Source organism: Fructilactobacillus vespulae (assembly GCF_047324295.1).
In the GTDB taxonomy this organism is placed as follows: domain Bacteria; phylum Bacillota; class Bacilli; order Lactobacillales; family Lactobacillaceae; genus Fructilactobacillus; species Fructilactobacillus vespulae.
On the sequence record NZ_CP137138.1, the window covers coordinates 210,953 to 229,112 of the forward strand.

General features: G+C 37.2%; 20 protein-coding genes. 7 read left to right on the forward strand and 13 right to left on the reverse strand.

The features are described from left to right. Positions 1-91 precede the first annotated feature (91 nt). Genes nhaC through R4B61_RS01105 form a run of 4 tightly spaced genes read right to left on the reverse strand, consistent with a single transcriptional unit; the run spans position 92 to position 3,213 of the window. Entirely contained in the window at positions 92-1,486 is a 1,395-nt protein-coding gene (nhaC, locus tag R4B61_RS01090; protein ID WP_413627810.1) for a Na+/H+ antiporter NhaC, read from the reverse strand. A gap of 12 nt (positions 1,487-1,498) precedes the next feature. Next, positions 1,499-1,816, reverse strand: a complete 318-nt coding sequence (gene trxA, locus R4B61_RS01095) for a thioredoxin (RefSeq protein WP_413627811.1) — start codon at positions 1,814-1,816, stop codon at positions 1,499-1,501. A gap of 1 nt (position 1,817) precedes the next feature. Next, the gene (locus R4B61_RS01100; RefSeq protein WP_413627812.1) at positions 1,818-2,555 is read right to left on the reverse strand and encodes a TerC family protein; all 738 of its coding nucleotides are present in this window, start codon (positions 2,553-2,555) and stop codon (positions 1,818-1,820) included. A gap of 13 nt (positions 2,556-2,568) precedes the next feature. After that, positions 2,569-3,213, reverse strand: coding sequence for a glycoside hydrolase family 73 protein (locus R4B61_RS01105; RefSeq protein WP_413627813.1), 645 nt, complete (start codon positions 3,211-3,213; stop codon positions 2,569-2,571). A gap of 157 nt (positions 3,214-3,370) precedes the next feature. Between R4B61_RS01105 and R4B61_RS01110 the strand changes: the two genes are divergently transcribed. Continuing rightward, on the forward strand, positions 3,371-4,294 hold the full coding sequence (locus R4B61_RS01110; RefSeq protein WP_413627814.1) for a magnesium transporter CorA family protein: 924 nt from the start codon (positions 3,371-3,373) through the stop codon (positions 4,292-4,294). Positions 4,295-4,339: 45 nt separating this feature from the next. Here R4B61_RS01110 and R4B61_RS01115 read toward each other — a convergent pair whose 3' ends face one another. Beyond that, positions 4,340-4,765 (reverse strand): MerR family transcriptional regulator, encoded by a 426-nt coding sequence (locus tag R4B61_RS01115; protein WP_413627815.1) that lies wholly within the window; start codon positions 4,763-4,765, stop codon positions 4,340-4,342. A 190-nt stretch (positions 4,766-4,955) separates the two neighbouring features. On the opposite strand from R4B61_RS01115, the gene R4B61_RS01120 reads away from it, so the two are divergent. Beyond that, positions 4,956-7,082 carry an LTA synthase family protein gene (locus R4B61_RS01120; RefSeq protein WP_413628272.1) on the forward strand — a complete coding sequence of 709 codons (2,127 nt, stop codon included), beginning with the start codon at positions 4,956-4,958 and terminating at the stop codon, positions 7,080-7,082. Between the two features lie 49 nt (positions 7,083-7,131). Here R4B61_RS01120 and R4B61_RS01125 read toward each other — a convergent pair whose 3' ends face one another. After that, positions 7,132-8,121, reverse strand: coding sequence for an NAD(P)/FAD-dependent oxidoreductase (locus R4B61_RS01125; protein ID WP_413627816.1), 990 nt, complete (start codon positions 8,119-8,121; stop codon positions 7,132-7,134). Positions 8,122-8,166: 45 nt separating this feature from the next. Between R4B61_RS01125 and R4B61_RS01130 the strand changes: the two genes are divergently transcribed. From R4B61_RS01130 to R4B61_RS01145, 4 genes are all read left to right on the forward strand, one after another. After that, positions 8,167-8,943 carry an alpha/beta hydrolase gene (locus tag R4B61_RS01130; RefSeq protein ID WP_413627817.1) on the forward strand — a complete coding sequence of 259 codons (777 nt, stop codon included), beginning with the start codon at positions 8,167-8,169 and terminating at the stop codon, positions 8,941-8,943. A 126-nt stretch (positions 8,944-9,069) separates the two neighbouring features. Continuing rightward, positions 9,070-10,035 (forward strand): nucleoside hydrolase, encoded by a 966-nt coding sequence (locus R4B61_RS01135; RefSeq protein WP_413627818.1) that lies wholly within the window; start codon positions 9,070-9,072, stop codon positions 10,033-10,035. Between the two features lie 67 nt (positions 10,036-10,102). After that, positions 10,103-10,606 (forward strand): helix-turn-helix domain-containing protein, encoded by a 504-nt coding sequence (locus R4B61_RS01140; protein WP_413627383.1) that lies wholly within the window; start codon positions 10,103-10,105, stop codon positions 10,604-10,606. Next, on the forward strand, positions 10,606-11,460 hold the full coding sequence (locus tag R4B61_RS01145; RefSeq protein ID WP_413627384.1) for an IS3 family transposase: 855 nt from the start codon (positions 10,606-10,608) through the stop codon (positions 11,458-11,460). Before R4B61_RS01140 ends, R4B61_RS01145 begins: the two co-directional genes overlap by 1 nt. Positions 11,461-11,523: 63 nt before the next feature. Here R4B61_RS01145 and R4B61_RS01150 read toward each other — a convergent pair whose 3' ends face one another. From R4B61_RS01150 to spx, 6 genes are all read right to left on the reverse strand, one after another. Then, the gene (locus R4B61_RS01150) at positions 11,524-11,943 is read right to left on the reverse strand and encodes an Rrf2 family transcriptional regulator (protein WP_413627819.1); all 420 of its coding nucleotides are present in this window, start codon (positions 11,941-11,943) and stop codon (positions 11,524-11,526) included. Between the two features lie 12 nt (positions 11,944-11,955). Further along, entirely contained in the window at positions 11,956-12,807 is an 852-nt protein-coding gene (locus R4B61_RS01155; protein WP_413627820.1) for an NAD(P)H-binding protein, read from the reverse strand. A 119-nt stretch (positions 12,808-12,926) separates the two neighbouring features. Next, positions 12,927-13,400: a hypothetical protein gene (locus R4B61_RS01160; RefSeq protein ID WP_413627821.1), complete on the reverse strand. Its 474-nt coding sequence runs from the start codon at positions 13,398-13,400 to the stop codon at positions 12,927-12,929. Positions 13,401-13,441: 41 nt separating this feature from the next. After that, the gene (locus R4B61_RS01165) at positions 13,442-14,137 is read right to left on the reverse strand and encodes an aspartate/glutamate racemase family protein (protein ID WP_413627822.1); all 696 of its coding nucleotides are present in this window, start codon (positions 14,135-14,137) and stop codon (positions 13,442-13,444) included. A gap of 14 nt (positions 14,138-14,151) precedes the next feature. Continuing rightward, on the reverse strand, positions 14,152-14,952 hold the full coding sequence (locus R4B61_RS01170; protein WP_413627823.1) for a Cof-type HAD-IIB family hydrolase: 801 nt from the start codon (positions 14,950-14,952) through the stop codon (positions 14,152-14,154). Between the two features lie 42 nt (positions 14,953-14,994). Then, complete coding sequence (gene spx, locus R4B61_RS01175) at positions 14,995-15,393, reverse strand: transcriptional regulator Spx (protein ID WP_413627824.1); 399 nt, start codon at positions 15,391-15,393, stop codon at positions 14,995-14,997. A 231-nt stretch (positions 15,394-15,624) separates the two neighbouring features. On the opposite strand from spx, the gene R4B61_RS01180 reads away from it, so the two are divergent. Continuing rightward, a complete protein-coding gene (locus R4B61_RS01180; RefSeq protein WP_413627825.1) occupies positions 15,625-17,178 on the forward strand; it encodes a bifunctional metallophosphatase/5'-nucleotidase in 1,554 nt (517 codons plus the stop codon). Positions 17,179-17,224: 46 nt separating this feature from the next. Here R4B61_RS01180 and R4B61_RS01185 read toward each other — a convergent pair whose 3' ends face one another. Continuing rightward, positions 17,225-18,118, reverse strand: a complete 894-nt coding sequence (locus tag R4B61_RS01185) for a metal ABC transporter solute-binding protein, Zn/Mn family (protein WP_413627826.1) — start codon at positions 18,116-18,118, stop codon at positions 17,225-17,227. Positions 18,119-18,160: the final 42 nt, after the last annotated feature.

The window sequence follows — 18,160 nt, forward strand, 5'->3', positions numbered from 1 at the left end:
ATATTTTGATACAAAAAAATCTCCCTTCCCGGTATGACGGGAACGAGAGATTTAAATTTTATTAATTTGTAACAAAAATCAGTCCAAAAGTTTAATTTTTCTTTAATTTTTTTAGTCCAATTCCCGTAAATCCACTCAAAATTGAGAAAACTGGACATAGGAGACTGAAAAATACAAAAGGAAGATATTCTAAAGTAGGAACATTTAAAGTGTTAGCCACAAAAACTCCGGCAACTCCCCAAGGAACCAAGTAGTTAATTACGGCTCCTCCATCTTCTAAGGAACGTCCCAATGCTTCTGGTGCTAGACCAGCTTCTTCATAGCTCTTTTTAAACGCAGTTCCGGGTAAGATCACAGAGAGGTACTCTTCTCCGATGAAGATATTAACCCCAATAGCAGTTAATACCGTACTCAACACCAACCGACCGTGGGACTTAATGTGCGTTGAGAACCGCTTCATAACCGTCTCAATGATTCCTAAGTTAATTAGTAAGCCCCCCAGAGCCAAGGCAATGATAATCAGCGTCATGGTATCGGTCATCGAAACAATTCCACCCCGATTCAAAATCTGGTTCACCTCGGCACTGCTAGTCTTAATCTTAAATCCATTTTGCATGACATCCGCAATTTTCGCAAAAGAGTAGTGATTATTGGGATTAACCATCATCATGAAGATGGTTACTAAGATGTTAATGAATAGGGTTGGGACCGTCGGAATCTTCGTCCATGCACAAACTAATAGTAATAACACGGGGATTAACATCCAGATGGAAATTGTAAAGTTGGCATTCAAGACGTTAATCGTTTCGGTAATCTTACTTAAACTAGCTTCCTTATGGCCTCCACCGAGGATAGTAAACATCACTAGCGAGAGGACAAAGGCTGGAATCGTTGACCACATTAAGTTTTTAATGTGACCATACAGATCATCTCCGGCAATTGCAGAAGCCAGGTTCGTGGTCGCTGATAGTGGTGACATTTTGTCACTAAAGACGGCGCCGGAAACGACTGCTCCTGCGACCATTGCCGGATTAATTCCCATGGTGATTCCGATTCCCATCGCCGCAATTCCGACCGTGGAAATGATGGTAAAGGCACTTCCAATGAAGCTCCCGATAAAGGCACACATTAAAAATACCGATGGTAAAAACCACCGAATACTTAAAATGTTAAACCCATAGACCATCAATGTGGGGATTACTCCAGACATAATCCAAACCCCAATTAATGACCCAATTAAGAGGAAGATAAATAACGGGATGATTCCGTTTTTAATCCCCACCACAAAGCTGTCATCAATCTCATCCCAGCTAAAGCCGCGAAACCGGGCCCACAAAATTAACGATAAAATAATCGTTAAGATGGGTACCACTGGAGTTAGTTTTAGGGCAATGATTCCAATTCCCATAATCACTAACATCAACATTAAAATTAAAACCGCTTCGCCTAGTTTAGGCTGCGCGTTCTGTTTCTTTTTTTCTTTCAAAATATTCCCCCGCTATTCCGTTAATTTTCTATCCAAGTAATGAGCTAATTTTTCTTCCGTATAGATTCCGGTAACCTTTTCAACTCCCTTTCCGTTTCTGAAAAGAACGATGGTAGGTAAACCATACACAGAATATTCCTTAGCAATTGCTTGATTATTATCAACGTTTAGCTTGGTAAACTTGATTTGACCTTCATACTTGGTGGCTAACTTTTCTAAAACCGGGTCCATGATTTTACAAGGACCGCACCAAGGCGCCCAGAAATCAACTACTACTAGTGATCCTTGGACGCCTGCTTTAAAACTATTTGCATCTAATTCGGTAATCATACTACTTTTTCTTTCTAATAAAATGAATTATAACAGTGACAATAATGGCTAAAATAACAAAGATTCCAAACATTGAGGCCGGAATTTCGATGTCAATAATTGGAATGGATAACAACAATTTCAACCCAATCACAAATACCAACACGTAGGCCATTGTTTTTAGTTCTGGAACCTTCTTCATCAAGACCATGATGAATTCAGCAATTCCTCGCATGGCAATAATTCCTACCATTCCCCCAATTAAAACAACTACGGGATTAGAAGAAACTGCCAACGAAGCTAAAACAGAATCGATTGAGAATAAAATATCCATCATTTCAATCTGAATTACGACCCACCAGAAAAACTTCCGACTGTGGGTGTTCCCGTTTCCCTTAATCTGTTTAGCCTTTTTATCTTTTTTCTGTGGCAAGAAAAATTTAACTGCCAAATAAATTAAATAAATGGAACCAATTAACTTAATTTCCCAAAAATGAATTAGGAAAACTCCCGCTCCAATCACTAAGAACCGGAAAATATAAGCACCCCATAGTCCATAGAACAGTGATTCTTCTTGCAACTTCTTCGTTGGTAACACTTGTGTTTGCGTGGCTAACACAATGGCATTATCAACGGACATCACACACTCTAACACGACTAGCGAGAAAATTATCAACCAGTCGTTTCCCGAGGTAATGACACTTGTCCAATTATTTAAATCAAAAAACGGACCATATAAACGTTGGATTATTTCAAACAATCAGGATTCTCCTTTACTTGCCCATTGCCTCATTATCGTATTTAACTAAATTATGCGTCTTAATAACGTTCACAATCTTTTTAGTATACTCAGGGTCAGTGGCGTAAGTATTCTTCTGTAGTAACTTAGCTTGTTCTTTGTAATCAGTGGTGTGATCCTTACTTAAAAACTTATCATAAAGCGCTTGGTTATGATCTTCAATCGCGGTTTGTAAGTCCGGATACTTTCTAAATTGGGCAATTTCATCAACGTGTTTCCCATCAATATATTCCCCAGTACTATAAGAAATGGAATCCCCTTGATAAGTTCCCTTAATTCCAAAGGGGTTATATGCATTGGTATAAAGCTTGGATTTACCCCAGTTAGATTCCAAAATAGCCTGGGCAATTACGATACTAGGTAGCACTTGCTTATTTTTCTTATATAAATTAACGGAAGGTGCTGATACTTGTTTGATAAACTTCCTTTGTTGAATCAAAATTGGATCATGAGCTTCGTTATACGCCTTTTGCGCTGCAATTAATCTTTGTTGGTTAATGTGCTGGCGAATCTTATAGGTTCCAAATAGAAGGGAAAAGGTACCTGCCACAATTACAAATGCAATTATGGGATACCAGATACTATTTCCCTTTTCGTTCGTTTTAATCTTAAATTTCATTAATAGACACTCCTTTAATGTTTTCTATTATACCCTATCATCTTTAACTTTTAACTAATTAAATGTTGCAATTAAATTAATGAATTAGTCTAACTACCTAAACTTTTACTGCCATTTGCACTATAATGGTAGCAATGTAAAAAAGGAGTCAGAAAATATGATTACAAACGATCAAATTAACCAAAACATCGATTGGGTCCAAGTTACCGACTGCCTTCCCATCGAAAAAGAATCTTTAAAAAAAGAATACGGCTTAACTGAAGAAATGCTGTACTACACGCTTGATCATCACGAACGTCCTCGAATAGAATACTACGATGAGGAACAAATTCTGTTGATCATCTTTGACGTGGCCGAACCTTCTCGTTTTAGTGGTGATATTTCTGCCGAACCGATTGGTTTAATCATCCGCGGCAATACCCTCTTTACCTTTACGGCTAACCAAACCAATTTTGTAAACAAGTTAATTCGATCAATCGTAGATAAACTTCCCCAACTCCAACGAGACAATCTCTCACCTTTGGACGTGGTATTTAAATCTCTTTATTATCTAGCCATTCAATATTTCGATTATATTAATCAAATTAACAGTATTCGGACTAGAATTCAAAGGAACTTACGCGAAAAAACTAACAAAAGTGCCATTAACCAACTCTTAAAGCTCCAAACCGATTTGGTGTACTTCTTAACTTCCCTATCGGCCAACAACGATATGTTGATTATGTTGCAAAGAAGGTTAGGAAAAACCCTATCCGACTATGATAACGATGTCTTAGATGACGTCATCGTCGAAATTCAACAGGGGCTTTCTATGGCCCAGATGGCTAATCAAGCAGCCCAACAAGTTGCGAGTGCCTACTCAAACTTGTTAGACAGTAACTTGAATAAAACCATGAAATTCTTAACCGTTTTCTCAATCGTACTAACCGTTCCCAACATCGTGTTTGGTTTTTACGGGGAAAACGTGAATCTCCCCTTCATGAATCATCCGATGGCTTGGCAAATCACCTTGATTATCACTATCATTTTGATTGCCATTGTCCTCTTCATCATGAGATTTAGTGACTTCTTTAGCCACTAGGACAAAATTAAAGAGCTGCTTTCATTTTAGAAAGTAGCTCTTTTTTTATTCCACTAGATAACTGACGTGACCATCGTCATTGAGATAGCCATACAAACGTTTTTGTTTCTTATCATCAAAGTAACCCATGTCCATCAAGGTTTTGCCATCCTTTTCGACAAAACCATGATGCATTGCGATAACCATATCATGCGTTAGGCTAACTTCTGCCATCCGTTTGCGGGCTTTAGAAATGGAAACGGTGAGGGAATAATCTTGATCAAGATAAAATTTAATCAATTTTACCATGACAAAGTTTTTATGATCAAAGACCCGCGTTGCCATTTTCTCACTACGTACGCTATGAATGTAACCTTTTTGTTCCCAATATCTGAGTTGGCGCGGAGATACGTCGGTCATCTTACTAACTTCACCAATTCGAAAAATATAGTTTTTCTCATTTAAAGATTCAATGAACTTTTTATCTTCCATAATAAGCGCCTCCTTCATCTAGTTTTTTAAACTGACGTTAATAATAACCTCTTTATGCTTACAAGTATACCACTCACACTAATTTATCAATGATTCTTATACTTAACTTAGTTTTTTTCGCGTTAAAAGTCTGCTATCATGTACCTTATGGATTATGATATTTATCGAAGGGATCTCTATTTTGAAACGTATTAAAAACCTATTAGCTAAAGTAAATACCCGAGTTGGTTTTTTACTTCTCTTAACTTTTTTATTCTGGGCGAAGACCCTTTACGCCTATCTCGTTGATTTTCATTTGATTTCTGGTGGAATTCTACAACATATTCTTCTACTAATTAATCCCATCCCCATCACCGTAATTACGTTGGGGTTGGCTTTTTATTTGAAACCAGCGAAGCTATTTTATCCCGCCATCATTTTGTTAGACGTCTTAAACACCGTCTTGCTCTATCTAAATGTAATTTACTTTAGAGAATTCACCGATTACATGACGGTGGCAACCATGACCGGATATTCCAAGGTGGATCAAGGATTAAGTGGTAGTTCACTAGCCCTAACGTCACCCCACGATGCCTTTTACTGGCTCGATATCATCTTGATTATCGTTTTACTGATCTTCAAGGTGATTAAGATTGACAAGAAGCAACTTAGCAATCGAATCGGATTTGCCATCTTTTCAATCGGGGCACTGCTCTTATTCACTAACACTGCGTTAGCTGATATGGATCGACCCCAACTATTAACTAGAACCTTTGACCGTGGTTACGTTGTAAAGTACTTGGGTCTCCAAGTTTTCACCGTTTATGATGGCTTCCAAACTCATCGAACCAACGAATTACGTTCTACCGCTACCAAGTCAGAAATTTATAAGGTTCAAGACTTCACTTCCAAACACTATGCCGAACCTAATCCAGAACTTTATGGTTCTTTAAAAGGTAAAAACGTGATCGTGTTGCACTTGGAAAGTTTCCAACAATTCTTGATTAACAAAAAGATTGACGGAAAAGAAGTAACGCCGTTCTTAAACAGTATTTATAACAGTAATCATACCTATGCGTTTGATAATTTCTTCCACCAAGTCGGCCAAGGAAAGACTTCTGATGCCGAAAACATGTTAGAAACCAGTACGTATGGATTACCACAAGGATCGCTATTTGCTCAACTAGGTAGTGACAATACCTTCCAAGGTGCTCCAGCCATTTTTGATCAAAAGGGTTACACTTCAGCCGTTTTCCACGGAAACGTGGCTAGTTTCTGGAACCGAAACAACACCTACAAAAACCTAGGTTACCAATACTTCTTTGACGCTAGTTATTACGATACTTCCGGTGACAAAGCTTCCGGTTACGGACTCAAGGATAAGTTGTTATTCAACGACTCCGTTAAATATCTCGAACGCTTGCAACAACCGTTTTATGCTAAATACATCACGGTTACCAATCACTTCCCTTACCAACTCGATGATAAGGATCAAACCGATGATAAGATTACGGCGCCAGATACTGATGATACTGCTGTTAACAACTACTTTGTGACCGCTCATTATCTTGATCAATCCGTTAAGGAATTTTATGACTACCTTGATAAATCTGGTCTAAGCAAGAATACCGCCGTGGTACTCTATGGTGATCACTACGGAATTTCTAACGCAGAAAATACCAGTTTAGCCCCACTATTAGGAATTAAATCAGAGGATTGGAACAGCTTTGATAATACTCAACTCCAACGAGTTCCTTTCATGATTAACTCCCAGTCCTTTAACCAAGGTCACGTTGATCACACTTATGGTGGTGAAATCGATGTGTTACCAACCTTAATGCACTTAATGGGAATTAATTCAAAGAAATACGTTCAATTTGGAACTGATTTATTCTCAAAGGATCATGATCAAGTCGTGGCCTTTAGAAATCAAGATTGGGTTTCTCCTAAATACACTTGTATCGGAGGCACCATTTATAACTCTAAGACGGGTAAGGTAATCAAACCGGACGAAAAACTCCAAAAAGAAATTGATAAGATGCAAGAACAAGTGAAAAAGGAACTTAGTTTATCTGATAAATTAAATTCACAAAACTTACTTCGTTTCTACACACCTAAAGGTTTCCAATCGGTTGACCCTACTAAGTACAACTACGCTAATGCATTTAGCCGGGAAAAGAAGATTGAAAACGAACTTGGTGATAAATCAACCAGTGTCTTTGACCAAAACGGCCAAAAGACCACTAAGAAACTTTTCAACACCGATGCTCCCGAAGTTGATGAACCCAAGAGTGATTCTAACCGAATTCAAATCACCAACGCCGATTCAAATAATTAAAAAAACAAAAAAGTTTTAAAATCAATTCTGATTTTAAAACTTTTTTAATTTATTTATGCAATGATGTACTATGAATTGGCAAACGACGATCTGGATAAAGCTGCTTCATAATTGTATTAACCGCAATTGGTGCCTCACCTAACCCAGTGGCAATTAAAGTATCTTTTCCCAGATAAGTGGCTTGATCACCAATACTAAACAATCCTGGTTCAGACGTTTCTAGTTCAGAGTTAACTTTAACCAAGTTGTGCTCTAATTCTGGTTGGACTTCAAAACTCTGTAAATCTTTATTGTTAGAGATAAATCCATAGTTAACCACTAGCTCATCAACGCTAAATTGCGTTTCCTCATCAGTCTTAACCTTTTTAGCGGTCACTTGTAATTTATCATCAACTTGGTCTAGACGTTTAATCAAGTAAGGGGTTAAAATTTGCACTGATGATTCATTTAACTTATCAATCATGTGTTCTAATCCGCGAAATTCAGCGCGCCGGTGCAAAATAGAAACTTGGTTAGCTACCTTTTCAAGTAATAGCGCCATATCAACGGCGGAGTCTCCTCCACCAGCAACCATCACGTCTTTTCCAGCAAACTTCTCTAAGTTAGTAACGCTGTAAGAAATGAATTTATCGGCTACAGCATCAACGTTTTCTGCGCGTAGTTCTCGCGGTTTAAAGGAACCATTACCGGCAGCCAGAATCACGGCCTTACTGTAACTAACTCCCTTGGTGGTTGTGATTTCAAACCCAGCATCCACCTTTTTAAGGTTTAACACCTTAGTGTCTACTTTTTGATCAACTTCAGTCATTGTATCAAGTTGCTCTTGTAAGTTAGCAATCAACTCTGCACCAGTTAAGCCAGCAAAACCCGCTACATCTAAAATTGTTTTTTCTGGATAAAGGGCTTTAACCTGACCGCCCATTTCTGGTAAACTTTCAATAATTTGTGCTTTCGCATTTCTAAGGCCAGCATAAAAACCAGCGAACATTCCGATGGGGCCACCACCGATAATTGTGATATCATATAAATTGTTTGTCATTTTATCAACCTAATCTAAATCTAATTACAAAGGAACTTTACCATTATGAAATACAAGAAAACATTTATTTTTACTATCTTCCTCCTCATTTTAGCAGTCGGCTTTGGCGGTTGGTGGTATAACGCTCACAAAGAGTCATCATATACCGTAAAGCAAACTAGAACTGCCACAGTATTTATCCCCGGTCTGGGTGGTAACTTCATTACCTCTGATTATATGGTATCATCTTGGGACCGTGATGGGGTAGCAACTAAAGCTTTACAAGTCTACGTTAAAGATAACGGAAAAGTTGAAACCGTCAAACAATACGCCAAGATTGATAAGAACAATCCTTTGGTACAGGTAAACTTTCAAACCAATAATAAACCAGCAATTGAATCGAAATTGATGCCCAACTTAATGAAGTATTTACACGATAAGTATGGGATTAAAAACGTCAACTTAATCGGACACTCATCCGGGGGAGAAATTATCTATGATTATCTTACCAACAAAGATAACTTAAATAAAATTCCTGCCGATCAATTACCTCAAGTAGATAACTTTATTTCAATGGCCAATACCTACCCACTTCACGATAAAAACATCGTTAACCTTCCTAAGAATCTTCGGATTTTAAACCTTTGTGGTGATATTGATCATACTGGAAGTGATGGTTTAATCCCTACTCGAGATGTGCAACCATTTGGAAACTTGGTTAAGGACCACGTTAAGGAATATACCTACTACGTCTACCACGGTGATCCACAACAAGCGCAACACTCGATGTTACACGAAAACCCGGCAATTAATAAAATAATCGCTCAATATATGTATAAATAAACTAAAAACGGTGCATTTACGAAACAATTCTTCGCAAATGTCCGTTTTTTGTTGTTTTATTATTGAAATAATCATGATTTTAACGTATTATTAGAGAAATATATTAATAATCCAGGGAGAAGTCGTATGAGTGTTAAGAAAATGATTTTAGATGTTGATACCGGTGTTGATGATGCAATGGCAATTACCTATGCCATCGCTGATCCAAACGTTGAATTAATCGGAGTATTATCATCTTACGGTAATATCGAAGCTAATCGTGCCGCTGTTAATGCGCTAAGAGTACTACATCTCCTTCATGCTGATCAGGTTCCGGTTTTCATCGGAAATACTGACCCAGTTGATCATAAATATCAAAGAATTGATATTAACGCCCAAATCCACGGAGAAAATGGAATTGGTGACGTTGATTTAGAGCCTGCTACCCATGACTTTGAAAGTCAAAATGGAGTGGACTTCATGATTGAGGCTGCAGAAAAATATGGCAAAGACCTAACAATTGTTGCAACTGGTCCTATGACTAACATTGCTGCTGCCATTAAAAAGAATCATGATGTTATGAAACAAGTTAATAACATTACCATTATGGGAGGCGCCCTTACAGTACCTGGAAACGTAACTCCAGTTGCTGAAGCCAACATCGAACAAGATCCCGTTGCTGCCAACGAAATGTTCACCAGTGACTTAAACATCAACATGGTGGGACTTGATGTTACCCTTAGAACTTTATTAACTAAGGCAGAAACAAAGCAATGGCGTGCAACTAACACCGAAGCTGGTCAAAAGATGGCTGATATCGTAGATTACTACATCGATGTTTACGCCGACATTTATCCTGAACTTGGTGGTTGTTCCCTTCATGATCCCCTCGCAGTTGGGGTTGCCATTGACCCTAGTTTCGTTACCATGCTTCATCTAAACATCATGGTAACTACTGAACACGATGCTTATTACGCCAGAACCATTGCCGATAAAGCTCGTCTAAACGATCCCGACACCAACGTTAACGTTGCCGTTAACGTCGACAAGGAACGTTACTTACAAGAATTTATGAACCTCTTCTTAAATCTCTTTAATAACTTAAATAAATAAAACAAAAACTTCTGAATGATGTGAACCCCACAAGTTGGACAATAATCTAACTTGTGGGGTTTTTGTTATGCCAAGAATAAATTACGAAGTAAAAAATAAAATTATAGAAGAATATTTTAACGGAATTGGGTCAACTACGTTGTCCCAAAAGTACCATGTTTCAAAATCGGTTATATTAGTATGGATTAATAGAATTAAAAACAAAAATTTCAGCATGATTAGTTGTAAAAATCGTCATCAAATAGAGTATTCTTTAGAATTTAAAATTAAAGTATTGAAATATAAAAATTCAAATAATTCTACTTTATCGGAATTGTGCAATAAATTTAAAATACATTCTGAAAGTACTATCTATTTTTGGCAACATCAGTTTGATGAATTAGGTATAATCGGATTATCAAGAAAACGAGGTAATCCCAAAATGACTAAAAACAAGATAACAAAACAAACTAAATTATCAAAAGATGAAAGATTGAAGCAACTTGAAGAAGAAAATTTAATGCTTAGAATTCAAAATGAATATCTAAAAAAACTGAAAGCCTTAGATCAAAAACAAACAAAGAAAAAGTAATGGTAATTGATGATTTAAGGCGTAAATTCAAGGTTAGTTTAAGTTTCATTTTAAGAGCCGTTAAATTACCTAGAAGTAACTATTATTACGCGATTTCATCGCATTCAATAAACAAAGATGTAAATATAATTAAACTAATAAAAGAGATTAAGGAAAACAATCCTAATTATGGGTATAGAAGAGTTACATTGGCACTTAATAATGCTGGTAAAAATGTTAACCATAAACGTGTACTTCGAATTATGAAAAAACATAATCTTCTATCATCAGTTTTCGGAAAGAAAAGACGTAGATATAATTCTTACGAAGGTAATGTTGGTAAAAGATTTAAAAACAGATTGAATCGTCGATTCAATACTCCAATTCCGTTTCAAAAATTAGCATCAGATACAACAGAACTAAGATATGGAAATCAAAGTATCAATGAACGAATATATTTAAATCCAGTTTTAGATTTGTTTTCTGGTGAAATTATTTCATATAGTGTTAGTGATCATCCTGATTTTGATTCAGTTTTTTCACCAATTAAAGAAGCTGTTTTAAAATTGCCTAAAACAAAATTCAAAAGATTCTTTCATTCTGATCAGGGTGTTCACTATCAAAATAAACGTTTAAATAAATTTCTAAGGAAAAACCGCATTACCCAAAGCATGTCACGTAAAGCAACGTGTTTAGATAATGCGGTTATTGAATCATTTTTTCACATTTTAAAAATTGAAATAGGAAACAATTTTAATACAAAAGAGGAACTAATAAATTCCGTTAGGAATTGGATTTATTATTACAATAATTATCGTATTAAAACAAAACTAGGAGGCAAATCTCCGATTCAATATCGAAAACTTGTCTCCTAGAAAGGCTAAATAATGTGTCCAACTTTATGGGTTCACATCAGAATTTAACATTCAGAAGTTTTTTTATTTCATCTTAACTTGTAAATCACTGACCACATCGGCTAACGTTACGTTCTTCATCTCAGCTTCGGCCGCCAGTTGAATCTTTTCATACACTCCGTTGAGCGTCTCTTGAATATTTCTCCCGACCGGACAAGCTTGATTAGTTTCCGTATCAATATGAAGCAGTGGTCCTTCATCTAACGCCTGATAGATATCCCAAACGGTAACTTGATTAGTGGGCCGGCCCACTTTGGGATTGATTCTGCCCGGTTCCGTAATCAAAATTCCCTGTTTCTTTAACTGCGCCATGATTCTTCGTACCAAGCTGGGATTGGATTGCACACTTTCAGCAATGGCCTTACTAGATAAATCATGGTTTTGGAAAATTTCAATGTAAGCTAGGATATGAATGGCGTCGCTTAGGCGGTGTGAGAATTTCAAAAAACTACTCCTTTATTTTAAAATTTCTTTGACTGACTCAGTTAAGCTAGGTAATGGATAACCCAAGACTTTTTCTAAATCAGTCCCCTCAACGTCTAGCGCATCGGTTCTAATTAATGATTGGAAACTAGTAATTACTGCTGCCAAATCTTCGCCCATTCCTGATTTAATCAATTGTTGTTGATATTCGGCGGGAGTTAAACTAATTACCTTAAAGTCGGCTCCAGTAACTTCTTTCACTGCATCCGCTAATTCAGCGTAAGTATGTAACTTGCCACCTAGTTCATAAATCTTTTTATCAGAATGGTATAAAACTTTGGCACCGGCAATTGCGTAGTACTTTTCGTTTGTCCATCCAATTTTAGCACGTCCGGCTGCATAAACAAATGGTTCTCCTTTACTTGCGGCAACAATGGTGCTGGTTTCGTTTCCTAGGTACCAGTTGTCTCGAAGAAGCGCATAATCTAAGCCAGAGTTAATGATTGCTGTTTCCGTATCCTTATGGTCTTGCACAAAATCTTCGCTAGATTGATCAGCTGCTGGGAAACTAGTATAAGCGATAAACTTAACTCCGCTGGCTTTCGCAGCTTTCAATACGTTTTGGTGTTGTTCTAAACGATCTACGGCTTGGCCTGGTAATGAAGAAACCAATAGTAGACGATCAACCCCTTGAAGTGATTTTTCTAGTTGAGCTTCGTCGTTGTAGTCACCGGGACGAACTTCAACTCCTGCGGGTAATAGTTTTTGTCCCTTTTCCACGTTTCTAGCCAACGCAATGATGTTATTAGCGTCGGTTAACTCTAATAATTCCTTAATTGCTGCTTGTCCGTATTTTCCAGTTGCACCTGTAATTGCATATTTCATGATAATTGCCTCTTTCTGTATTTTTATAAGTAACTTGTTGTTTATAAAGTAACTCTATTTTCTGATTACGTCAACCAAAAAGATTTAAAAAAACACCAACCCAAATTGGGCTGGTGTTTTTAAGCAAATAAAATGTCAAACACATCGAAATAGGTTAAAGGATGACGGTAGTTCCAGTCCGAATAAACGTTCCAATCCAAACTAAAAACTTGTTCTGCAAATTCGGCTGCAGCCGTCTTTTGATAGTTTCGGACGTCATCAAAATATTGCTTATTAGTAAAGTAAACCATGCTATCGGGACCGCAAACATTCTTTTTCTTCTCGTATCCCTTAGCAGCAATAATTGGTGCTAGTCGTTCAATCACAACCGACCCCGGATAAATGTCCGCTTTAGCTAACTCAGCTAATAAACTTGATGGGTCCATTTGTGGCAATTTTTGGGCAAATTCAGCAAGTAAAAATGGCCGACCATAATCAGCTAAGGGCAGTTGTTGCCAAGCCGTTATCATGGCTTTTGGTAGTTCCGTTTCTAACTGCTTAATGAATGCTTGTTTGTCCACATCTGTCTTAATATCAGCTAATAAATGCTCCATCTTATCAACCTTCTTTACCTTTATTTGCCTTAATTATACGCTTATTTAATTAGTTCTTTAACAATTGCCGCAATGTGAATTTTAGTAATATCAAAAGTTTCCACATTAAAATCTTCTGGTTTCAAAATGAGAGGTAATTCGGTACAACCTAGAATAATACCGTCTAAATGATTAGCAGAAATCATTCGTTCAGCAATTGCTAATAGTTGTTTTTTTGTCTCTGGTTTAACAATCCCATTTTCTAATTCTGAAACAATTTTTTCGTGAATAAAGTTAATCTCATCAGGATTAGGAATTTTAATTTCAATCCCTGCTCTTTCAAATGGAGCAACAAAAAAATCATTTTCCATGGTAAATCTAGTTCCTAAAAGACCCAAACGTTTTAATCCTAAACGTTGTGCTTCCGCAACGGAAGTTTCTACCATACTCATTAATGGAAGGTTAGTTTGTTGTTGTAACTGTTCAAACACAATGTGAGGCGTATTTCCACACATAATTGCAAAGTCAGCTCCCGCAGCTTCTAAATGATCAACTGCTGTCTTGAGGTATGCAACGACTTGATCATATTTTTTATCCTGCAGCAACGCAAACATATGATACATATTAATACTTTCAATCGTAATTTCTGGTAACACTTGTTGATTACCCATGCTTTGTTGGTATTGCTTAATAATTGATAGGTAATAATCAACGGTGGCTTCTGGACCAATTCCACCAATAATTCCTAGTTTAGTCATTTTATTCTCCTAAATTAGTCAAAATACTTTTTCAAAAAGACTGCTACGCCATCTTCATCGTTGGTAACCGTTTCTTCATTAGCAATGGCTTTAATTGCGGGAGTCGCATTCCCCATGGCTACCCCGATTTTAGCTGATTTTAACATACCAGCATCGTTTTCGGCATCACCAAAGGCCATTAAATTAGAAAAATCCCAACCAAACTGCTTTAATAACTGCTCTAAACCGGCCGCTTTGTCACTATTGACCGGTAAAAATTCTAAGATTTGATCTTGTGAGCGAACAATGTGGTATTGCTGAGCTACTTCAGCAGGCATTTTAGCCACGGCTTCATCCAAGACGTTCTTTTCAGCTGCCATAATTCCCTTGGAGAAGCTTTCATCCGGCAAATCAGCAAATTCCGTGGGAACAAAATCCATCTTAGCTGCCAACATCTGCCGATAAATAGAAGGTTTTAAGTCCGTGATGGGATAAACCTGTTGAAAGTCCAAAATATCGAGGGGAAAATCATTTTGCTTTGCATAGTCATAAATTGCCCGAAACTGTTGCTTAGGCATTCCAGTTTTGGCTAATTCATGATGATCATGATTTCTAATCACTAACCCACCGTTAAAGGTAATGGTATAGTCATCTGCTTGTAACAGTTCTAGTTGCTCAATAAACTTCCAAATGGCGTTAATGGGTCTTCCGGTACAAAGCACCACTTTAATCCCTTGCTCGTGTAGTTTTTTTAATTCTAATTCGTTTACTTTACTAATTGTTTTAGTTGAGGTTAACAACGTGTGGTCGAGGTCTAACGCTACCATTTTAATCATAAATTTCTCCAATCAAAAAACGCCCCGGAGGACGTTTGTTTTTTATGCACTTAATTTAGCTTCTAATTCTTTTAATTCTGCTTGACGAACGTCACGGGGAAGGAATCTTCTGATTTCTTCTTCGTTGTATCCAACTTCTAGACGTTTATCATCAAAAATAATAGGACGTTTGATCAAATCAGGATATTTAACCAATAAATCAACTAATTGACCTAATGAAAGTTCATCTAAATCAAGATGAAGTTTCTTGAAGATGTTAGATCTAGTTGAAATAATATCCTCACTACCATTTTCAGTCAAACGTAGGACGTGTTTAACTTCTTTAGCATTTAACGGTCTGGAGTTAATATTTCTTTCCTTAAAGGAAATGTTGTGATCCTTTAACCAGTTGCGTGCTTTACGGCTTGATGCACTACTAGGTGCAACGTATAGGTTTAACATATTAAAACAACCTCCTTAATATTTAACGACATTACTGTCAGAAAAACTTATTGCTAACTATCTTACCACACAATCATAGCACAACCACTTATAACGTCAACAAAGTTTACAAAAAGTTTAGACTTCCTTATAAAACTAAATTTAATATTAGATTACAAATTAGAATATTAATTTACACTTTCCCGAATTAATACTATAATTTAAACATTATACAAGTGGAGGGCCGCGCTCATGAAAATTACGATCTTAACAACCAGCGATACACACGGATTTATAGAACCTACTAACTACGTTAAGCCAAATGCAAACATGCCGTTTGGTCTAGAAAAGGCCGCCACCATTATCAGAAAGGAACAAGCTCGTGCAGATCACACCTTAATCCTTGATGATGGTGATTTTCTTGAAGGTTCTCCACTAGCTTATTATCAAGCTGAAGTCCAAGAGAATCGAAGCCCTAGTGCAATTACTGCGGCTTTTAACGAAATTGATTATGACTTTGGAACGATTGGTAATCACGAATTTAATTACGGTCAAGCTTATCTCAAAAACGCAATTGCTGATGCCAAGCGTGAATTTATTTCCGCTAACATTTTAAAAGACGATGGCACCCCGGCGTTAGGCAAACCTTTCTCCATTAAAGAGTTCGGTGACGTAAAAGTTGCTGTCCTAGGATTAACCACTCAATCCGTGGATGCTTGGGAAAATAAGGAATCCGTCAAAGGTCTTAAATTTATCCCAGCCGTGGAAGCCGCTAAACGCTGGGTTCCGGAAATGCAAAAAGAAGCAGACGTAGTCGTCGTCCTTTATCACGGTGGTTTTGAACGTGACTTAAGCAACGGACAACCTAACGACAAGATTGACGGTGAAAACGAAGCATACCAAATTATGAAAGAAGTGCCTGGCATCGATGTGATGGCTACTGGTCATCAACATCGTTCTTTAGCCGGAAAACTATTTGGAATTCCTTACGTGCAACCGGGACATCGCGGTAGCTATGTCGGTCGCATTCAAATTACAGTAGAAAAAGAAGACGGCAAATACCAAGTAAAACATACCACCCAAAAAATCATCAAGACCGGTGAAGAAAAACCGGACAAAGCCATCAAAAATGCCATTGCTCCCGTACAGGACGCTGTGGAAGATTGGTTAGCCAAACCATTAGCCCATATTAACGGCTCCATGAACTACGAAGATCCTTTCCAAGTCAGAACTCATGGTGCTAACTTCATTAACTTCATTCAAAAGGTTCAAATGGAAACTATGGGTTGTGACCTTTCTGGAACCGCCCTATTCTCGAATGAAGCTCGCGGGTTTGAAAATCCTATCACCATGCGTAATATCATCACCAACTACGTTTATCCAAATACATTAGCCTTATTAGAAATCTCTGGTGCTGACTTAAAGGCCGCGTTAGAAAGAACTGCCGAATACTTTATGGTGAAAAATGATCAAGTTATTGTTGATCCTAAATATCACCATCCTAAAATTCGCGACTATAACTACGACATGTATGCGGGAGTTGATTACACCATTAAAGTGTCCAATCCCATTGGACAACGAATTATCAACCCGACTTACCATGGTCAACCAGTCACTAACAAAATGAAACTCAAAATTGCTTTAAATACTTATCGAGCAGTTGGTGGTGGTCATTATCCGATGTTTAACGAAGATAAAGTCCTTCGTTACAACACCGTGACTATGAGTAATCTAATTGCCAGTTACCTCAAGTATCATCCAGAAATTGATGCAGATAAATATCGTAACTTTAAAGTTATTAAGTAAATAAATAGCTCCCCAGTAATGATTACTGGAGAGCTATTTTTATTTATTATTTGTTTTCTGCTTGAATCTTTTCAATTTGTTTGTATTGACTGTTCATCCAATCAAAGTAGTTTGTACCAGCAGGAACTGTTTCAGTAACCTTAACTACCGGAACGTCATTTTCTTCAGCTAGTTTAACTAAACTATCAACGGTCTTGTTCTTAGTTTGCGTATTTTCTACGAAGAACGCAATCTTCCTACCTTTAATATCTTCTTTTACTTGGGCTAATGCTTTTGGTGAAGGATCAACGTCTTTTTCAACGGCATTGGCATAACTTTCGTTGTTAATCTTGTATCCCATTGCTTCTAATGAATAGTTAAAGACTGGTTCACTAACATCAACTTTCTTGTTGTCACCGTTTTGAGAAAGTTTAGTTACTAAATCACGAGTCTTTTTCCATTCTTTTTTGTAATTAGCAGCATTCTTTTCAAATTCTTTTTTGTTTTCTGGTTGAAGCTTGCTGTATGAAGCAACTAATTTATCGGCCACTTTATCCATTGTTTCAGGATCGTACCAGATGTGTTCGTTGTCCCCATCCTTTTTGTTCATGACTTTTCCAACGTTAATCACGTCTAAGTCATCTGAGCTGTTACTGGTAAGTTTGCTCATCCATTCGTCATAATCAAGTCCGTTTTCAACCACCACGTTAGCGTCACTAACGGCCTTGGCGTCTGAGTTCTTAGGAGTAAACTCGTGGGGATCAGTTCCAGAGTTTACGATGGAAGTAACCGTACCGTGATCACCTAAAATTGCTTTAGCGGGTTCACCGTAAAAGTTAGTGGAAGTGGCAACTTTAATTTTATCCGGGTGTTTTTCAGAATTACTTTTACATCCAGTTAAAAATAATGCTATGGTAGTAAATGTAAGAATTAATCCTGATATTTTTAAAATTTTCTTCATAAATTCTCCTATTCGATAATCAATTTTTGATAAGATAACAAC